Below are 17,416 nucleotides of genomic sequence, written 5' to 3'. Positions count from 1 at the left end.
TTGACGCATGCCGATCGGGAACGTCACGCGCGGGACGACCGGGTACAACCGGCTCCGCCGCGTCGACCGGTGGATCGCGTCATTGCCGGCCCTCCGCAAGGCGCCGGACCCGCTCGTCGCCGACGTCGGGTACGGCGCCAGCCCGACGACGACGCTCGAGCTCCGGGACCGTCTGGCACGCGTCCGCCCGGACGTCGAGGTCACCGGGATCGAGATCGAGCCCTCCCGCGTCGCACTGGCGAACGCCGGCACGCGCGACGGGGTGACGTTCCGGCTCGGCGGCTTCGAGACCCCGACACCCGGCGGACGTCGGCCTGCGGTGATCCGGGCGTTCAATGTGCTCCGGCAGTACGACGAGTCCCAGGTCGTGAAGTCGTGGCGGATCATGCAGGACCGGCTGCAACCGGGCGGCGCGCTCGTCGAGGGGACCTGCAACGAGGTCGGCCGGGTCGCGTCGTGGGTGACGCTCGACCCACTCGCACCACGGACGTTCACGGTCTCGCTCCGGCTCGCGGGGCTCGACGTCCCGAGCATCGTGGCGGAGCGGCTGCCGAAGGCCCTCATCCACCGGAACGTCCCCGGGGAGCGCGTGTACGACTTCCTGCGGGACCTCGACCTGTCGTGGGCCGTCGCCGCTCCCCTCGGCACGTACGGACCTCGGCAGCGGTGGCTCGCGGCCGTCGTCGGCATGCGCGACCGCGGTTGGCCGGTGCTGCACGGCACGTCGAGGTGGCGCCTCGGCGAGCTCAGCGTCCCGTGGTCGGCCGTCGCCCCGCGCTGACAGGATGGACGCATGAACCTGCGCACCACTCACGTCTTCGCCGTCGCCGGGCTCGTGATCGGAGCCGTTGCCTTGACGGGGTGCTCGGCCGCTGGGCAGCCGGACGTCCAGCGCCGCTCGGCGTCGGCGAGCCCGACCCCGACCGTCTCGGCGCCGCCGAGCACCCCCGTCACCGCGGACACACTCCGCGACGACGTGAGCGGGACCGTGGTGCGACCGTTGGCCATCGTGACGGACTTCCCGGTCCCCGCCGATGCCCCGGCCGGGGGTGTGAAGCCGGTGCTCGTCGAGATCCGCGTCACCGCCGGCACGAAGTTCTCGAACGACGTCATGGAGTCCGCGGTGTCGATCACGCGGCGCGACGCGAACCTGGACCTCGTCAGCCTGGGCCTCTCGAACCCTGATGACCTGACCCCCGCGATGTCGAAGGCCGGGTACACGCCGATCGGCACCGTCCCGAACGGCACCACCGCCACCGGCTGGATCGGCGCCTGGATGAATCCGGACACGACCGACTACGACCTGGTCTACGACCGCCCGGCGGGCACGCTGCTCCACGTCGGCGGCTCGGACAACGGCAAGGAGATCGCCGGCAGCCGCTCGATCACGACGCTCACCGTCGGCTGACGACACCTCGGCACGGCGGCGCGGATCGCTCCCGCACAACCGGAAGCACCTCGCGCCGCGGGATCACGTGGCGCGAGGTGCTTTCGGTTGTGCGGATCGCCGGACGCGGGCGGGGCCTGGCGGACTCCGGCCCGGCCCGACGGGGGGGGGTTACGAGCGGCGGACGGCGCCGAGCCGCGGCAGGCGCGGGACGTTCGCGGTGGCGCCGGCGCCCGGCGGGACGATGGTCTCCTGCGCCGCGGTCACCACGACGTCGTCCGTGGTGAGCGTCAGGACGGCCGTGGGGTCCAGGGAGCGCTTGACCACGGCGAGGCCGATCGGCCCGAGCTCGTGGTGCACCGCCGACGCCGCCAACCTGCCGACGACGACGCCGTCGAGCGTCACCGGGGTGCCCGGCGCCGGCAGCACGGCGTCCGACCCGTCGAGGTGCAGCATCACGACACGACGCGGCGGGTGTCCGAGGTTGTGGACCTTCGCGACCGTCTCCTGCCCGCGGTAGCAGCCCTTGGTCAGGTGCACGGCGGACCGGAGCCAGTCGAGCTCGTGCGGGATCGTCCGCTCGTCGACGTCGGTCAGCGCGGGGCGCCACGCGGCGATCCGCAGGGCCTCGAGCGCGAGGAGCCCCGCGACGGGCAGGTCCGACGCGGCCAGGGCGTCGGCGGCCGTGGTGTCGAGCACGGCGATCCGCAGCGCCCAGTCGGCGCCGGGGTGCCCCTGCTGCTCGGCGTAGCTCCACCCGCCCGGCGTGATCGTGTTCCACGGGTCGACCCACTCGACCACGGCGTCGGGGACGAGCCCTAGGGCGAACGACCCGACGGTGACGAGGTCCGACGACCGGTCGGCGACCTCCACCCGGAGCATGAAGCGCATCGACGACAGCCACGCGGCGAGCGGTGCGGCATCGGCCGGCTCGGTGAGGAGCCACGTCGTCGTGCCGTCGTCCACCACGCGGGCGGCGTGCTCGACACGACCGGACTGGTCGAGCACGAGCGTCTCGGTGCTCACCCCCGGCGCGAGGCCGAGCAGCAGCTGGGACGTGATCGAGTTGAGCCACGACAGACGGTCAGGACCGGTGACGGTCACGACGCCGAGCCCGAGCTCGACGACGGCGGAACCACGCGCGAGGAGCCGTTGCTCACCGAGCGGGTTGCCGAAGTGCGCCGCCGGACCGAGGTCGGACGCGACGAACCCCGTACGGTCGGCGAAGGCGGCCATCAGTCGACCTTCGCGAGCTGCCCCGAGGCGTGCGAGGTGAGCCCCTGGCCGAGCGCGGCGATGTCCCACGCCCAGAAGAGCTTGCCCTCGACGAGCCCGTACATGCGGGTGGCCGCGGAGTAGTCCTTCGCGTTGGCCGAGCGCATCACGGCGTCGGTGGCGAGGTCGATGCGGCCCTTGCGGACCTGCCCGACGTAGAGCTCGTTGACGCCGGTCGGGTGGATGATCGCCGCCTCGATGTCGAAGCCGTCGTTGGCGTTGCGGAGCGCCTCGACGCTCTGGGTCGTGGTGAACGGCACGTTGCCCTCGCCCATGAGCATCGCGGGGCCGCGGTCGCCCGGCTCGGACGGACGGTCGAGCCGCCAGTAGCCCATCTCGGCCGCGAGCGGCGTGTGCTCGTCGTCGAGCAGCCACGTCGTGGACGAGTAGTTGAGGTACGGCAGGCCGTCGTGGCTGAAGCTCACGCGCTGGCCGAACTCGTACGTCCTGACGTCGGGTTCGTCGGCGTCGGCTGGACCGACTGGGTACTCGACGACACCCGTGCCCTCCCAGACGCCGACGAGCCAGGACAGGGGGACGAGTTCGGGCGCGAGACCCTCCGGCAGTTCGATCAACGCTGACCCTTGAACAGCTTCACGACGACGGTCACCGAGACGAACGCGATCGCGAGCGATGCCAGACCCAACAGGCCGACGTAGAACAGCTCGAGCGCAAGCAGCGAATCCATGCCAGGAGTCTACGCGGCCACCATCCGAGCGCACCGGCTCAACGCGCCAGGAGCACCACCGCGGTGACGAGCACGACGACGAACGACCCGGACGACGCGATGCTGATCCGTTCGACCAGGCCGTCCTTCGTCGCGGTGATGAGCTGCAGCACGAAGCTCACGAGCACGGACGCCACGAAGACGAGCAGCAGCCAGGCGAAGGAGTCCTTCTCGGTGAGGGTCAGGACGAGCACGGCGCCGACGATCGACAGCAACCAGACGGGCAGCACGGACGTGAGCTTCAGACGGCGCTGGTCTGCTGGCTGGACGGGCTCGGTCACCACCCCATCATTGCAGGCCGCGTCGAGGACGCTTGTCGAGCATCACTAGGATGTCCGCACGACGTCTCATCCGTTCTGGAGGTCCTGTGGCACAGCTCCTGGTACTCACTTCGGCTGCGCCCGGGGACGTGCTCCCGAGCCTCGGCCTCCTGAGCCACCGGATCCGCCACGTGCCGGCGGAGGCCGCGCAGCTGGTGAACGCCCCGCAGAGCGACCTGATGTTCGTCGACGCCAGGACCGACCTCGTCAGCGCCAAGGCGCTGTGCAAGATCCTCTCCACCTCCGGCTCGACGACCCCGATCGTGCTCGTCGTCACCGAGGGCGGCCTCACCGCGGTCAACAGCGAGTGGAACATCGACGACGTCGTGCTCGAGAGCGCCGGCCCGGCAGAGGTCGACGCCCGCATCCGACTGAGCGCCGGCCGTGCCGCGAAGAACCAGACCGGCTCGAAGATCCAGGCGTCCGGCGTCGTCATCGACGAGGCGAGCTACTCGGCGAAGGTGCGGGGCAAGCCGCTCGACCTGACGTTCAAGGAGTTCGAGCTCCTGCGCTTCTTCGCCACGCACCCGTCGCGCGTGTTCACCCGCGAACAGCTCCTCTCCGAGGTCTGGGGCTACGACTACTTCGGCGGCACCCGCACGGTCGACGTGCACGTGCGACGCCTCCGCGCCAAGCTCGGCGACCTCGAGTCGCTCATCGGCACCGTCCGGAACGTCGGCTACCGCTTCAACGTCTACGACGACGAGGCCGATCGGCTGATGGGCCAGTAGTGGTGGACCCCGCCCGGTTCACCGTCCCCGGCGAACCACCGCCGTTCTCCGACCAGACCCTCGTCGACGTGCGCGCGGGGCGCGCGGTCGTGCTGCAGGAACCCGACGGGGTCGCGGTGGTCAGGAACGGCGAGCTGGAACTGGTCGTCGGACCGGAGGCCCGTGGCCACGGCGTCGGGACGTGGCTCGTCGAGCAGGCGCTCGCCCTGGGCGGCGGGGCCGCTCCCCGGCTCGCCTGGGCACACGGCGACAGCCCGGCGGCACGCGCGATCGCGACCCGGTTCGGCTGGGCCGCCACCAGGACGCTGCTGCAGCTGCGCGCACCGGTGCCGACGTCGGCACCGGATCCGAGCCTCCCGTCCGGGTACACCGTGACCGCGTTCCGGACCGGCACCGGCTCCGATCCCAGCACCGACGAGGGCGACTGGCTCGCCCTCAACGCCGCGGCCTTCGCGTCACACCCGGAGCAGGGCTCGATGACGCTCGAGGACCTGCGGGCGCGGGAAGCCGAGCCGTGGTTCTCCCCGGACGACCTGATCCTGCTGCGCGACGCCGACGGGGAACTCGCGGGGTCCTGCTGGCTCAAGGTCGAGGACGGGATCGGCGAGTTCTACGCCGTCGCCGTCCGCCCCGACCTGCAGGGGCATGGGCTCGGCGGTGTGCTCATGCGCGCCGGGTACGCCCGCCTGGCCGGTCGTGGCCTGACCGCAGCCGCGCTCTACGTCGAAGGCGACAACGAACCCGCACTGGCGCTGTACCGGCGGTCCGGGTTCACGCAGCACGCGATCGACGTGCAGTACGCCGCTCCCTGAAACGTCCGGGTGGCAGGATGTGGGCATGGACACCGAACCGCAGCTCGACGGCGACTCCGTCGCGCCCGACCTCGACGACTTCGACGAGGTCGTGGAGATCGAGCACGAGTCCCTCCCCTCGGATCGATACTTCGACCGTGAACTGAGCTGGCTCCGGTTCAACCAGCGGGTGCTCGAGCTCGGCGAGGACCGCACGGTGCCCCTGCTCGAACGCGCCAACTTCCTGGCGATCTTCGCGTCCAACCTCGACGAGTTCTTCATGGTCAGGGTCGCGGGCCTCAAGCGCCGCATCGACACCGGCATCGCGGTGCCCACGAACGTCGGCCGCGCCCCGAGCGACGTCCTCCGCGACATCGCGACGAAGGCGCACGAGCTGCAGGACCGGCACGCGCAGGCGTTCATGGGGTCGCTGAAGCCCGACCTCGACGCCGCCGGCATCCACATCGAGCACTGGTCCGACCTGGCAGAGGCCGACCGGCTCCGGATGCGCGAGTACTTCGCCGAGCAGATCTTCCCGGTGCTCATGCCGCTCGCGGTCGACCCGGCGCACCCGTTCCCCTACATCTCCGGCCTGTCGCTCAACCTGGCCGTGCGGGTGCGGAACCCGAAGTCGCAGCGGCAGGAGTTCGCGCGCCTCAAGGTGCCGCAGAACTTCTCCCGACTGATCAAGCTGCCCGACGACAACTCCGGCCGCATGCGGTTCATCCCGCTCGAGGACCTCATCGCGAACCACCTCGACGACCTGTTCCCCGGCATGGAGGTGCTCGAGCACCACGTGTTCCGGGTCACCCGCAACGAGGACGTCGAGATCGAGGAGGACGAGGCCGAGAACCTCATCCAGGCCCTCGAGCGCGAGCTCCTTCGTCGTCGGTTCGGGCCGCCCATCCGCCTCGAGATCACCGAGGACATGGACCCGGTGACGCTCGACCTGCTCGTCCGCGAGCTCGACATCACCGAACAGGAGGTCTACCGGCTGCCGTCACCGCTCGACCTCGGCTGCCTGTTCGAGATCTCGAAGATCAGCCGCCCCGACCTGCACTACCCGAAGCACGTCCCGACCACGCCCGTGCAGTTCCAGCCGGGCGAGCCGAACACGAAGCCGGACCTGTTCCGTGCGATCGCGTCGCGGGACGTCCTCGTGCACCACCCGTACGAGTCCTTCGCGACGAGCGTCCAGGCGTTCCTCGAGCAGGCCGCCGCCGACCCGAACGTGCTCGCCATCAAGCAGACGCTCTACCGGACCTCCGGTGACTCCCCCATCGTCGAGGCCCTCATCGACGCCGCGGCCGCCGGCAAGCAGGTCCTGGCGCTGGTGGAGATCAAGGCGCGCTTCGACGAGCAGAACAACATCACGTGGGCGCGGAAGCTCGAGAAGGCCGGCGTGCACGTCGTGTACGGCCTGGTCGGGCTGAAGACGCACTCCAAGCTGGTGCTCGTCATCCGGCAGGAGGGCGGGACGCTCAAGCACTACAGCCACATCGGGACGGGCAACTACAACCCGAAGACCTCGCGCATCTACGAGGACATGGGGCTGTTCACCGCGGACGACACGGTCGGCAAGGACCTCACCCGCCTGTTCAACGAGCTCTCCGGGTACGCGATCGAGAAGAAGTTCAAGCGGCTGCTCGTCGCGCCGCTGCACCTGCGGAAGGGCCTGCTCAAGCGCATCCAGGTCGAGACCGACAACGCCGCGGCCGGCAAGCCGTCCGGCATCCGCATCAAGGTCAACTCGATGGTGGACGAGCAGATCATCGACGCGCTCTACCTGGCGAGCCAGGCCGGTGTGCCCGTGGACATCCTGGTCCGAGGCATCTGCTCCCTGAAGCCGGGCATCGAGGGGGTCAGCGAGACGATCCGTGTCCGCAGCGTCGTCGGCCGGTACCTCGAGCACTCCCGCGCGTTCGCCTTCCACAACGAGGGCGACCCCTACGTGTTCATCGGCAGCGCCGACATGATGCACCGCAACCTGGACCGCCGCGTCGAGGCACTCGTACGGATGTCGGACCCGGCGCACGTCAACGAGATCCAGGAGATCTTCGACCTGGCGATGGCCGAGACGACGAGCTCCTGGCACCTCGAGTCGGACGGCGAGTGGACGCGCCACTCCACCGACGACGACGGACGGCCCCTCGACGACGTGCAGAATGTCCTCATGCGGAAGATCTCTGCGCGGAAGCGTTCCACTCGGTGAGCGGCGGTCCCACGGGTCCCGTCGTCGCGGCGGGAGCGGTGGTCTGGCGTGAGCAGGACGGCGTCCCGCTCGTGCTGCTCATCCACCGCGAGCACCACAAGGACGTCTCCCTCCCCAAGGGCAAGGTCGACCCGGGCGAAGCGGTCCCGACGACGGCCGTGCGCGAGGTCCACGAGGAGACCGGCTACCGCGTGCACCTCGGCGCACCGCTCGGCGTCGCGGAGTACGTGCTCCCGAACGGCCGCGACAAGGTCGTGCACTACTGGTCGGCTCGGGTCTCCAACAAGGAGTACGAGCGCGCTGGGGAGTTCCGGCCCAACGACGAGGTCGCCGCGCTCGAGTGGGTCACGATCGACCAGGCCCGCACCCGCCTGACGTACGCGCGTGACGTCGAGATCCTCGACCGCTTCGCCGCCCGCGCCGAGGTCGGGCACCACCGGACGTTCGCGCTCATCACGCTCCGGCACGCCAAGACCATCCCGGGCTCGGACTGGCAGGGACCCGACGCCACCCGTCCGCTGCTGCCCGTCGGCCGTTCGCAGGCCAAGGCCGTGGCGTCGCCGGTCGCCGCCTTCGGTCCGCGCAAGATCCTGAGCAGCACGGCCGCCCGGTGCCTGGCGACCGTCGAGCCGCTCTCGGACACGACGAAGCTCGGTGTCTCCAGCACGCCGGACATCAGCCAGGACGCCCACGACCAGGGTGCTGCCGACGTCAAGGGCGTCGTGCGCAAGCGGCTCGAGAAGGGGAAGACCGCCGTGCTGTGCTCGCACGGGCCGGTCGTCCCGGACATCATCGCGCGCATCGCCACCGCGACCGCCGACGACAGCGGCCGGTTCGACCTCCGTCGCGCCGCGATGCTCTCGGTCGGCGACTTCTCGGTGATGCACATCGCCGACGGGCAGCTCGTCGCCGTGGAGACGCACCGCAACCCGGTCTCCGCCTGAGGCGCACAGCGCGGGCGGGGCCCGCGATCCCGGCCACCTGCCGGGGTCCTGCGGCGCGCCCAACCGAGCCGGGCCTCCCGTCCGCTCCTGGGCACGCTGTTCCCGAGCATGCCCCCGGATCCGCACCCGTGCGCGCGTTCCGCGCGGGGACAACCCGTCGTTCACCTCCCGTTCACCAGTGGGCGTGATCCCGGTCACTTCGCGTCCCTACAGTCGCTCCCGGGTCGGCACCGGCCCGGGGACCAGCAGCGGTCCCACCTGCACTCCACATTCCCGAAGGGACCCCTGTGAACATCAAGCGAATCGGTACGGTCGCGGCAATCGCGATCGCCGGCGCGGTCGTGCTCTCCTCGTGCGCGGCGAACGAAGGCGGCGCGGGCAGCACCTCGTCGGCTTCGGCCTCGGGTGTCGACTACTCGAAGCTCTCCGGCACCCTCACCGGATCGGGCTCCTCCGCCCAGCAGACCGCCGAGGCCACCTGGGCCGCCGGCTTCCAGGACCAGGCCTCCGGCGTCACGGTGAACTACTCGCCCGACGGCTCCGGCGCCGGTCGCAAGAACTTCATCTCGGGTGCCGCGGACTTCGCCGGCTCCGACGCCGCGCTCTCGGACGAGGAGCTCTCCGGCTCCTTCGGCCTCTGCGCCGCGGACTCGAAGGCCATCGACGTCCCGGTCTACATCTCCCCGATCGCCATCGCCTACAAGGTCGACGGCGTCAAGGACCTGACGCTCGACGCGAAGACGATCGCCGGCATCTTCTCCGGCAAGATCACCAAGTGGAACGACTCGCAGATCGCGGCGCTCAACGACGGCGCGAAGCTGCCGGACGCCAACATCACGGTCGTGCACCGCTCCGACGACTCGGGCACCACGCAGAACTTCTCCGAGTACGTCTCGGCGAACGCCGGCGACGTCTGGACCGAGGCCCCGAGCCAGACCTACCCGTACCAGGTCGGCGACAGCGCGAAGGGCACCTCGGGTGTGGCTTCGGCCATGCAGGGCGCCTCGAACGCCATCACCTACATCGACGACTCCGGCGCCGGTGACCTCGACAAGGCCAAGCTCATGGTCGGCGACACCGCCACCAAGATCTCGGCCGAGGGCGCCGCTCAGGTCGTCGCCGACTCGAAGACCGTGTCGGGCCGCGAGGACAACGACCTGGCGATCGACATCGACCGCAAGGACACCGCCAAGGGCGCATGGCCGCTCGTCCTCGTCTCCTACGCCATCGCGTGCCAGGAGTACAAGGACTCGGCCAAGGCCGACCTCGTGAAGTCCTACCTGACGTACGTGGTCTCGGACGACGCGCAGAAGGCCGCCGCGACGGAGGCCAAGTCGGCCGCCCTCTCGAGCGACCTCGCGAAGAAGGCCGCTGACGCGGTCGCGTCCATCAAGTAGCACCTCCTGAACGCCCGGGTGCCGGTCCACCGACCGGCACCCGGGCACTTCCCCGTCACCCGACAGGAGCCCCACGTCCCATGACGACAGCACCGGCCCACCCAGGGTCAACGACCACCCCGAAGCCGAAGGCCGTCGTCCGCGTCGGCGACCGGGTCTTCTCCGCCGCATCGGTGATCTCCGGCGGACTCATCCTCGTCGTGCTCGCGCTCGTCGCGGCCTTCCTCGTGTGGCAGAGCATCCCCGCCTTCTCCGCGAAGGTCGGCGAGCTGCCGAACCAGGCGGCGAACTTCTGGGACTACGTCGGGCCCCTCGTCTTCGGCACCGTCTGGTCCGCGCTCCTCGCGCTCGTGATGGCCGTGCCGCTCTCCATCGGGATCGCGCTCTTCATCTCGCACTTCGCACCGCGCCGCATCGCGCCGGTGCTCGGCTACGTCATCGACCTGCTGGCCGCGGTCCCCTCGGTCGTCTACGGCCTCTGGGGCATCGTGGTGCTCGCCCGGTTCGTGCAGCCGTTCTACTCGTTCCTCAACGAGTACCTCGGGTGGTTCCCGCTGTTCTCCGGACAGATCTCCGGCACCGGACGCACCATCCTCACCGCGTCGATCGTGCTCGCGGTCATGGCGATCCCGATCATGACCGCCGTCATGCGCGAGATCTTCCTGCAGGCGCCGACCCTCAACGAAGAGGCGGCGCTCGCGCTCGGCGCCACGCGCTGGGAGATGATCCGCCTGTCGGTCCTGCCGTTCGCCAAGTCCGGCATCGTGTCCGCGATCATGCTCGGCCTCGGTCGGGCGCTCGGCGAGACGATGGCGATCGCGCTGGTGCTGTCGGTGTCGACGAACGTCACCTTCCAGCTGCTCACGTCGCTGAACCCCTCCACGATCGCGGCGAACATCGCCCTGCAGTTCGCCGAGGCATCCGGAACCGCCCTGAACGCGCTGATCGCATCGGGTCTGATCCTCTTCGTCATCACCCTGGTCATCAACATGCTCGCGCGGTACATCGTGCGCAAGCGCGTCAGCTGAGAGGTCGCACCCCGATGTCCCTCGCACTCCGTCAGTCCTCCGGCAACGTCTTCGCCAACGGGAAGCTCCACAAGTCCGTCCCGTGGCTGCTCCTCGGCGGGAGCTGGGTCGCGCTCGCCCTCGTCTTCGCTCTGCTCAACGCCGGCGGCGCGGTCAAGGACTTCAACATCGTCGCCGCGCTGTTCCTCGGCACGGTCCTGTTCGACGTCCTCATCGTGGTCGTCTCGCGGATCGTCGAGGGCGGGCGCAAGGCGGTCGACCGGCTGATCACGTCGCTCGTCGTCACGGCCTTCGTCATCGCCGTCCTGCCGCTGGTCTCGCTGCTGTACACAGTCCTCGCGGACGGTCTCGCCCGTTTCGACGCGGCGTTCTTCTCGTACTCGATGCGCGGCGTCATCTCGGTCGGCGGCGGCGCACTGCACGCCCTGATCGGCACGCTCGAGATCACGTTGTTCGCGGCGCTCATGGCCGTGCCGATCGGCCTGCTGACCTCGATCTACCTGGTCGAGTACGGCCGCGGACCCCTGGCACGCGGCATCACGTTCTTCGTCGACGTCATGACCGGCATCCCGTCGATCGTCGCCGGTCTGTTCGCCTACTCGCTCTTCGCGCTGTTCCTCGGCCCCGGCGCCCGGTTCGGCCTGGTCGGCTCGGTCGCCCTCGCGGTCCTGATGATCCCGATCGTCGTCCGCTCCACCGAGGAGGTGCTGAAGATCGTCCCGATGGAGCTCCGCGAGGCGTCCTACGCCCTCGGTGTGCCGAAGTGGCTCACGATCATCAAGGTCGTCCTCCCCACCTCCCTCGCCGGCATCACGACGGGTGTCATGCTCGCCATCGCCCGCGTCATCGGTGAGACGGCTCCCCTGCTGGTCACCGCCGGGTTCACGACGAGCATGAACTACGACCTGTTCAAGAACCCGATGATGACGCTGCCGGTATTCGCGTACACGCAGTACTCGCAGCAGGGCGCCAACCCGGTACCGTTCGTCGACCGGGCCTGGACCGCGGCGCTCGTGCTCATCCTCATCGTGATGGTGCTCAACCTGCTGGCCCGCTTCATCACCCGCCTCTTCGCCCCCAAGCTCTCCCGCTAGAACCTCCGGAAGGTCCACTGTGTCCAAGCGCATCGAGGTCGACGGCCTCAACGTCTACTACTCGAAGTTCAAGGCGGTCGAGGGCGTCGACATGACGATCGAGCCCCGCACCGTCACCGCGTTCATCGGCCCGTCCGGTTGCGGCAAGTCCACGTTCCTCCGCACGCTCAACCGCATGCACGAGGTCATCCCCGGCGCGTACGTGGAGGGCTCCGTGAAGGTGGACGGCGACGACCTCTACGCCCCCGGCGTCGACCCCGTCATCGTCCGCCGTCAGGTCGGCATGGTGTTCCAGCGTCCGAACCCGTTCCCCACGATGTCCATCAAGGACAACGTCCTCGCGGGCGTGAAGCTCAACAACAAGCGCATCTCGAAGTCCGAGGCCGACGACATCGTCGAGCGTTCCCTGCAGGGCGCGAACCTCTGGAACGAGGTCAAGGACCGCCTCGACAAGCCCGGCATGGGCCTGTCCGGCGGTCAGCAGCAGCGTCTCTGCATCGCGCGGGCGATCGCCGTGCAGCCCGACGTGCTCCTGATGGACGAGCCGTGCTCGGCGCTCGACCCGATCTCCACGCTCGCGATCGAGGACCTCATCGAGGAGCTGAAGAAGGAGTTCACGATCGTGATCGTGACCCACAACATGCAGCAGGCCTCGCGCGTGAGCGACAAGACCGCGTTCTTCAACATCGCCGGCACGGGTGCTCCCGGGAAGCTCATCGAGTTCGACGACACCGCGACGATGTTCTCGAACCCGTCCGTGCAGGCCACCGAGGACTACGTCTCCGGCCGCTTCGGGTGAGCGTGCGGGTTCTGGGGTCGGTCTCGCGCTGACGCAGAACGACAACGCCGATGTCGTACGACATCGGCGTTGTCGTCGTTTGCGGGTGCCAGGGGTCGGCGCACGCAACGAACGACGAAGTCGCTGTCGTACGACAGCGACTTCGTCGTTCCGGATCGGGCGGCGACTTCGTCGTTCCGAGTCGGGCGGCGACGCCAGCACGCGTGCGGGCGACCGGCGAAGGGCGCGGGCGGACGGACCTACGCCGTGGGCACCGCGACGATCGGCGTCGTCGTCGGCTGCTTCGACCCACCGGCGGGCTCAACCGTGATGCCGACCGCCGCCCCGGCGGACTTCGCACCGCTGAGCACGGCCGAGCGGACACCGCCGTCGACGTCGTTCATCAGGCCGGCGGACTCGATCGTGCCGCCAGACGCCTCGGAGCCGATGTACCAGAGCTGGTAGGTCTTGTCCTTCGGCGCAGCGGCCACCCCGTCGAGGATGACGGCGGACTTGCCGAGCTGGTCCGACCACACGACCGTGGCAGAGCCGCCGCCGGTCACCGGGGAGGTGGAGCGCTTGAAGTCGGCAGCGGCGTAGATCTGGTCGAGGCCGGACGCCGCCTGGGACGCGCTGGTCCCCGGGCCGGAGTCCTGGCCGAAGATCGCCCCACCCGCGCCGAGTCCGACGCCGAGGAACACGACACCGACCGCAGCAGCGGCACCGAGCATCGCTGCCGGACGCTGGAACCACCGACGGCGAGCCGCGGCACTGGCCGAGCCACCCCCGGAGGTGACGTCCGTGACGGAGGCGATCGGAGCCTCCTGGACGGTGGCGGGGACCGACTGCGCAGCCCGACCGGTGTCGGGAGCGACCTGCGGCGTGGTCTGGATCGCGGCCATCAGCGAGGCCTTGAGGGATGCCGGCGGCTCGATCGGCTCGACCGCGTAGGCCAGGGCCCTGGCGGTCTCGGAGAGCGAGTCGGCCTCTGCACGGAGTTCCGGGAACTCGGCGAGTGCCGCTTCGACCTCGCGTCGCTCGGCGTCGCTCAGCGCGTCGAGCGCGTACGCACCCGTGAGGAGTGCGGGATCGTCGTGTCGTTCGGTCATGACGCCACTCCCATCTCGTCGCGCAGTCTGATCATCCCGTCGCGGAGACGGGTCTTCACGGTGCCGATCGGCACCCCGAGGAGCTCGGCCATCTCGCTGTGCGAGTAGCCGCCGTAGTAGGACATCTGGACGGCCTGCCGCTGGAACTCGGTCAGGCGGGCGAGGGCCCTGCTGACCCGTTCGTGCTCGATCCGGATCTCGACGGACTCGGACACCTGGTCGAAGCCGGACTCGAAGTCGCGGATCCCGATCTTGGTGTCGCGGTCACGGGAGGCCTGCGCGGCACGCACCCGGTCCACCGCGCGGCGGTGGGCCATCGTCAGCACCCAGCTCGAGGCGCTGCCCCGGGTGGTGTCGAACTTGGCGGCCTGCTGCCAGACCTCGAGGAAGACCTCTTGTGCGACCTCTTCGGACTGGGCGCGGTCCTTGAGGAGGCGCGTGATGAGTCCGAGGACGCGGCCGGCGAGTTCGTCGTAGAGCTCCGAGAAGGCCTGCTGGTCGCCCTGGGCGACGCGGAGGAGGAGGGAATCCGGCGACGACGGAACCGGCTCGGTCGAGCTCCAGCGTTCGGTGTCGCGTTCCACGATGGCAAGCATTGCAGGTTTTCCTCCTTCCGGTGTCCGGGTTGCTCCATGCTGCGGTTCTTGGCAGCGAGGGTCCCGTGCGATCCGCAGGGAATTACTCCGGCCGGGTGAGCCGGGTCGGGTCGCACGGGGAGCCCTCGCTGTGTGGCGGCCCATGGGATCCGTCACGCTGATGATTCGGCACCCTCGTCCAGTCGGATTGCTCGGGATCCCGGCGAGGATCGTCACGCGTTCATGGCGCGCCCGAGATCGATGTGTCCACCGAGAGTGAACACGGGCGCGCGCACGGCAGGTGTCTCGTAGAATCGATGTCGCCGGGCCGCAGCAAGCCCCGGGCTCCAAAATTCGCCGCTTCGAGCGGCCTCGCGCCGAGAGGCGCTTCTGCGGCCCGGTTTTTCTCTGCCTTCTGACCGGTCGTGCGGTCTCCGGTTGGTCCGGTCTCCGGTTGGTCCGGTCGTCCGGTCTGGAGGCTCGGTGCGGGTCGTCCGCCCCGGTTTCGTCGGGTGGTCGGCTCAGTCCAGGGCGTCGCGGCGCCACAGCGCGGCAGCCGCGGACAGGTCCTCCGCCAGCTCGGACAGCCGGAAGGCACGGACCGTCAGCACGCTCGCCCGCTCCTCTGCCGTGAGGTCGGAGTCGTCGGCGACGCTCGTGGCTCCCGCTGCGGCGAGGCGGCAGAACGCGGCACCGCGGTCGAGCGCCACTGCGAAGTCGCCGGTGTAGAGACCGTGCAGGATGCTGTCCGCGAGCGTCAGGATCTCGGCGGGCCCCGTCGGCGCCTCAGCACCCGCGACGGCCTGGTCGATCGTGCCGATGCGCTCCGTCCCGCGCGTGAAGAGGAACGCGATCTCGTCCGGGTTCTGCCGGATCACCGTCCGCATGAGGTAGATCCGCCAGAGCGCGCCTGGCAGGGTGTGCGCTCCCACGCGGGCCCAGAGCTCCGCCACGGCCTCGATGCCGTGCACGTCCGTGTACGTCACGAGTCGCTCCACCACCTCGGGATCCGGGTCCTGCCGGACACGGTGGAGCAGCGCGTTCGCGGTCTCGTGCGCGACACGGTTCACCAGCGCTGGGTCCTCGCCACCCTGGATGGCGGCGAACTCGGCGTCGGTGAAGTGGACGGGACGGTGGTGATCGCGAGGCACCGCAGCAGTGTAGGCGCCGCCGGTGACACGCCCGCCCTCCGTTCGCCCCGAACGGACAGCAGCGGTGACGGGTACCGTGCTCGTGCGTAAGGGAGGCACTCCTCCTGGACGTAGAAGAGAGGAACCTCGTGAACGCCCTGCTCATCATCCTGGCCGTGATCGCCGTCATCCTGCTGTTCGTCGGCGGATTCGCCGCGAGCCTGAAGTTCTTGCTGTGGGTCGGCGTCGTGCTGCTCGTCATCGCGATCATCGCCTGGCTGCTCCGGACCTTGACCGGCCGCCGGAGCTGACCTCGTCGGCGCCCGACGTGGTGCCGGCCTGAGATCGAACGAGTGCGCAGTAGCCGGGGGCTCCCATCGCGTGGAGGCCCCAGTACTGCGCACTCGTTCGTTGTCGGCGTGCCCGTCCCGGTAGCCTGGACGCCGAGGGCCTCTAGCTCAGTTGGTAGAGCACCGGACTTTTAATCCGAGGGTCGTGGGTTCGAGCCCCACGGGGCCCACGCAGAAAAGCCCCGGCCAGACCGCATTCGGTCTAGCCGGGGCTTCTGCGTTCAAGGGCCTCGTGGGGCAGACGTGGGGCAGACGTGGGGCACAGCGCCGCGGCTTCTCCGCAACCACCAGGGGTTGATCCGTGAGAAATCAACCCGCCAGCGTTGAGAACGATCGGGCCGCCCGCGCGCGCAGGCCAGCCTCGGCCGAATGCGCGACGCGGTGCGAGACGATCGCGAACTCCTTGAGGACGTCCTGTCGCTGCACGAGCCGAAGCAGCACCCGCCGGTACCGCACCCACGAGATCCCGAACGCCTCGTGCACAGCGGCCTCCTTGCCTCGGTCGTTCGCAGGGTGACGCTCCTCGAACGCCAAAATCGCCCGCTCATCCCCCGTCACTGGAACATCCGATCTTCCGAGTCGGTCAGGGGACGCCGGTGGCCGTTCGGGCACCGCCACTCGTCGTTCACCCGAGGAGACCCCCACGACGTCTTGATGATCACCGGACCACCCTCGACGAGATGCATCGTCATCGGTTCGCCACATGTCACGCACGTTGGGTTCATCCCTCCAGTGTGCGAGCCGCCGCCGACATTGACCCAACTCCTTCGCTTGTCAACTGACAAGGACTATGATACGATCATCTTGTCAAACAGGAAGGAGGAAGACAGAATGGACAAGGACCTGAAGAAGATCATCGGAGCACTGCAGAAGCAGGGCTTCGGGGTCGAGATCACGAAGCGCCAGCACGTCATGGTGTACCGCGACGGCGTGCTGATCGTGACCTTCTCCGGCACCGCCAGCGACTGGCGATCCCTGCGCAACGGGATCGCAAAGGCTCGACGGGCCGGATTCGAGTGGCCGCCCACACGGTGACCACGAAGGGGCCGGGAGACGAAGCAAGCGTCTCCCGGCCCCGGGTCCCGCCCATTCTGTCAGGAGGAACCATGAAGCACCACGCCGTGTACGTCGAGCTCGACGTCAACCAGCCCACCACCGAACAGATCGAAGGTGTCCGCGAGTACCTCGACCAGCTCGGCTACTCCCCCGCCGTCGGCACCTCGCCCGCTGGACGTCTCGACGTCCAGCTCAGCGTCCCGGCCGACGACGTCTACATGGCGACCGCGCGCGGGGTCGTCGCGGCACAGCAGCTCGCTGGCGCGAAAGCCGTCACCATCGAGAGTCGCGACGGAGACGAGTACGACGCGATGCAGGGGTTCGCTCAGATCCCCGACCTCGTGAGCGTCGCCCAGGCGGCCGAGATCCTGCAGGTGTCGCGTCAGCGGGTTCAGCAGATGATCGACGCCGGCCAGTTCGTCACGGCGCGGAAGGTCGGAAACTCGACCGTCCTCGCCACGAACGAGGTCACCGGCCGGGTGCACAACAGCACGGACACCAGCCCCGTGTGA

20 protein-coding genes and 1 tRNA gene are annotated in these 17,416 nt (G+C 69.4%); 14 read left to right on the top strand and 7 right to left on the bottom strand.

Features of this window, described 5'->3' with window-relative positions; translation table 11 throughout:
• Positions 1-7 precede the first annotated feature (7 nt).
• Together ACEN9V_RS14460 and ACEN9V_RS14455 are read left to right on the top strand one after the other, a co-directional pair.
• Positions 8-781 (top strand): class I SAM-dependent methyltransferase, encoded by a 774-nt coding sequence (locus ACEN9V_RS14460; protein WP_413600880.1) that lies wholly within the window; start codon positions 8-10, stop codon positions 779-781.
• Between the two features lie 12 nt (positions 782-793).
• Entirely contained in the window at positions 794-1,408 is a 615-nt protein-coding gene (locus ACEN9V_RS14455) for a hypothetical protein (protein ID WP_413600879.1), read from the top strand.
• A gap of 150 nt (positions 1,409-1,558) precedes the next feature.
• Here the strand turns inward: ACEN9V_RS14455 and ACEN9V_RS14450 are convergent, their stop codons facing one another.
• The 3 genes from ACEN9V_RS14450 to ACEN9V_RS14440 form a co-directional block, all read right to left on the bottom strand.
• A complete protein-coding gene (locus ACEN9V_RS14450; RefSeq protein WP_413600878.1) occupies positions 1,559-2,623 on the bottom strand; it encodes a YgfZ/GcvT domain-containing protein in 1,065 nt (354 codons plus the stop codon).
• A complete protein-coding gene (locus ACEN9V_RS14445) occupies positions 2,623-3,237 on the bottom strand; it encodes an FABP family protein (RefSeq protein WP_281265878.1) in 615 nt (204 codons plus the stop codon). The genes ACEN9V_RS14450 and ACEN9V_RS14445 overlap by 1 nt, the downstream gene beginning before the upstream one ends.
• 151 nt (positions 3,238-3,388) lie before the next feature.
• Positions 3,389-3,670, bottom strand: coding sequence for a hypothetical protein (locus ACEN9V_RS14440; RefSeq protein WP_281265879.1), 282 nt, complete (start codon positions 3,668-3,670; stop codon positions 3,389-3,391).
• A gap of 86 nt (positions 3,671-3,756) precedes the next feature.
• Between ACEN9V_RS14440 and ACEN9V_RS14435 the strand changes: the two genes are divergently transcribed.
• The 8 genes from ACEN9V_RS14435 to pstB all read left to right on the top strand — a co-directional run bounded on the left by ACEN9V_RS14435 (position 3,757) and on the right by pstB (position 12,705).
• Complete coding sequence (locus ACEN9V_RS14435) at positions 3,757-4,440, top strand: DNA-binding response regulator (RefSeq protein WP_281265880.1); 684 nt, start codon at positions 3,757-3,759, stop codon at positions 4,438-4,440.
• Positions 4,440-5,252, top strand: coding sequence for a mycothiol synthase (gene mshD / locus ACEN9V_RS14430; protein ID WP_413600877.1), 813 nt, complete (start codon positions 4,440-4,442; stop codon positions 5,250-5,252). The genes ACEN9V_RS14435 and mshD overlap by 1 nt, the downstream gene beginning before the upstream one ends.
• A gap of 25 nt (positions 5,253-5,277) precedes the next feature.
• Positions 5,278-7,443, top strand: a complete 2,166-nt coding sequence (locus ACEN9V_RS14425; RefSeq protein ID WP_281265882.1) for an RNA degradosome polyphosphate kinase — start codon at positions 5,278-5,280, stop codon at positions 7,441-7,443.
• The gene (locus tag ACEN9V_RS14420; RefSeq protein ID WP_413600876.1) at positions 7,440-8,387 is read left to right on the top strand and encodes an NUDIX hydrolase; all 948 of its coding nucleotides are present in this window, start codon (positions 7,440-7,442) and stop codon (positions 8,385-8,387) included. The genes ACEN9V_RS14425 and ACEN9V_RS14420 overlap by 4 nt, the downstream gene beginning before the upstream one ends.
• Before the next feature lie 287 nt (positions 8,388-8,674).
• Positions 8,675-9,784: a phosphate ABC transporter substrate-binding protein PstS gene (locus ACEN9V_RS14415; protein ID WP_413600875.1), complete on the top strand. Its 1,110-nt coding sequence runs from the start codon at positions 8,675-8,677 to the stop codon at positions 9,782-9,784.
• Between the two features lie 80 nt (positions 9,785-9,864).
• The gene (gene pstC / locus ACEN9V_RS14410) at positions 9,865-10,812 is read left to right on the top strand and encodes a phosphate ABC transporter permease subunit PstC (protein ID WP_413600874.1); all 948 of its coding nucleotides are present in this window, start codon (positions 9,865-9,867) and stop codon (positions 10,810-10,812) included.
• A gap of 14 nt (positions 10,813-10,826) precedes the next feature.
• Complete coding sequence (pstA, locus tag ACEN9V_RS14405) at positions 10,827-11,906, top strand: phosphate ABC transporter permease PstA (RefSeq protein ID WP_413600873.1); 1,080 nt, start codon at positions 10,827-10,829, stop codon at positions 11,904-11,906.
• A 19-nt stretch (positions 11,907-11,925) separates the two neighbouring features.
• A complete protein-coding gene (gene pstB / locus ACEN9V_RS14400; RefSeq protein WP_281265887.1) occupies positions 11,926-12,705 on the top strand; it encodes a phosphate ABC transporter ATP-binding protein PstB in 780 nt (259 codons plus the stop codon).
• 239 nt (positions 12,706-12,944) lie between these two features.
• On the opposite strand, the gene ACEN9V_RS14395 is transcribed toward pstB, so the two are convergent.
• The 3 genes from ACEN9V_RS14395 to ACEN9V_RS14385 form a co-directional block, all read right to left on the bottom strand.
• Positions 12,945-13,793, bottom strand: a complete 849-nt coding sequence (locus ACEN9V_RS14395) for an anti-sigma factor domain-containing protein (protein ID WP_281265888.1) — start codon at positions 13,791-13,793, stop codon at positions 12,945-12,947.
• Complete coding sequence (sigK, locus tag ACEN9V_RS14390) at positions 13,790-14,389, bottom strand: ECF RNA polymerase sigma factor SigK (protein ID WP_281265889.1); 600 nt, start codon at positions 14,387-14,389, stop codon at positions 13,790-13,792. Before sigK ends, ACEN9V_RS14395 begins: the two co-directional genes overlap by 4 nt.
• A gap of 500 nt (positions 14,390-14,889) precedes the next feature.
• Positions 14,890-15,519, bottom strand: coding sequence for a DNA-directed RNA polymerase subunit beta (locus ACEN9V_RS14385; RefSeq protein WP_413600872.1), 630 nt, complete (start codon positions 15,517-15,519; stop codon positions 14,890-14,892).
• 128 nt (positions 15,520-15,647) lie between these two features.
• Between ACEN9V_RS14385 and ACEN9V_RS14380 the strand changes: the two genes are divergently transcribed.
• Together ACEN9V_RS14380 and ACEN9V_RS14375 are read left to right on the top strand one after the other, a co-directional pair.
• Positions 15,648-15,809 (top strand): hypothetical protein, encoded by a 162-nt coding sequence (locus tag ACEN9V_RS14380; RefSeq protein WP_165931368.1) that lies wholly within the window; start codon positions 15,648-15,650, stop codon positions 15,807-15,809.
• Between the two features lie 136 nt (positions 15,810-15,945).
• Positions 15,946-16,018, top strand: a tRNA-Lys gene (locus tag ACEN9V_RS14375).
• Positions 16,019-16,157: 139 nt separating this feature from the next.
• Here the strand turns inward: ACEN9V_RS14375 and ACEN9V_RS14370 are convergent.
• Complete coding sequence (locus tag ACEN9V_RS14370) at positions 16,158-16,406, bottom strand: DUF3263 domain-containing protein (RefSeq protein WP_413600871.1); 249 nt, start codon at positions 16,404-16,406, stop codon at positions 16,158-16,160.
• 273 nt (positions 16,407-16,679) lie between these two features.
• On the opposite strand from ACEN9V_RS14370, the gene ACEN9V_RS14365 reads away from it, so the two are divergent.
• Both ACEN9V_RS14365 and ACEN9V_RS14360 read left to right on the top strand, forming a co-directional pair.
• Positions 16,680-16,883, top strand: a complete 204-nt coding sequence (locus ACEN9V_RS14365; RefSeq protein ID WP_413600870.1) for a hypothetical protein — start codon at positions 16,680-16,682, stop codon at positions 16,881-16,883.
• Between the two features lie 71 nt (positions 16,884-16,954).
• A complete protein-coding gene (locus ACEN9V_RS14360) occupies positions 16,955-17,416 on the top strand; it encodes a helix-turn-helix domain-containing protein (RefSeq protein ID WP_413600869.1) in 462 nt (153 codons plus the stop codon).

Source organism: Curtobacterium sp. Curtsp57, from assembly GCF_047324335.1.
GTDB lineage: Bacteria > Actinomycetota > Actinomycetes > Actinomycetales > Microbacteriaceae > Curtobacterium.
The sequence above is the reverse complement of the archived record's forward strand: the minus strand, read 5'-3'. Positions and strand labels throughout refer to the sequence as shown.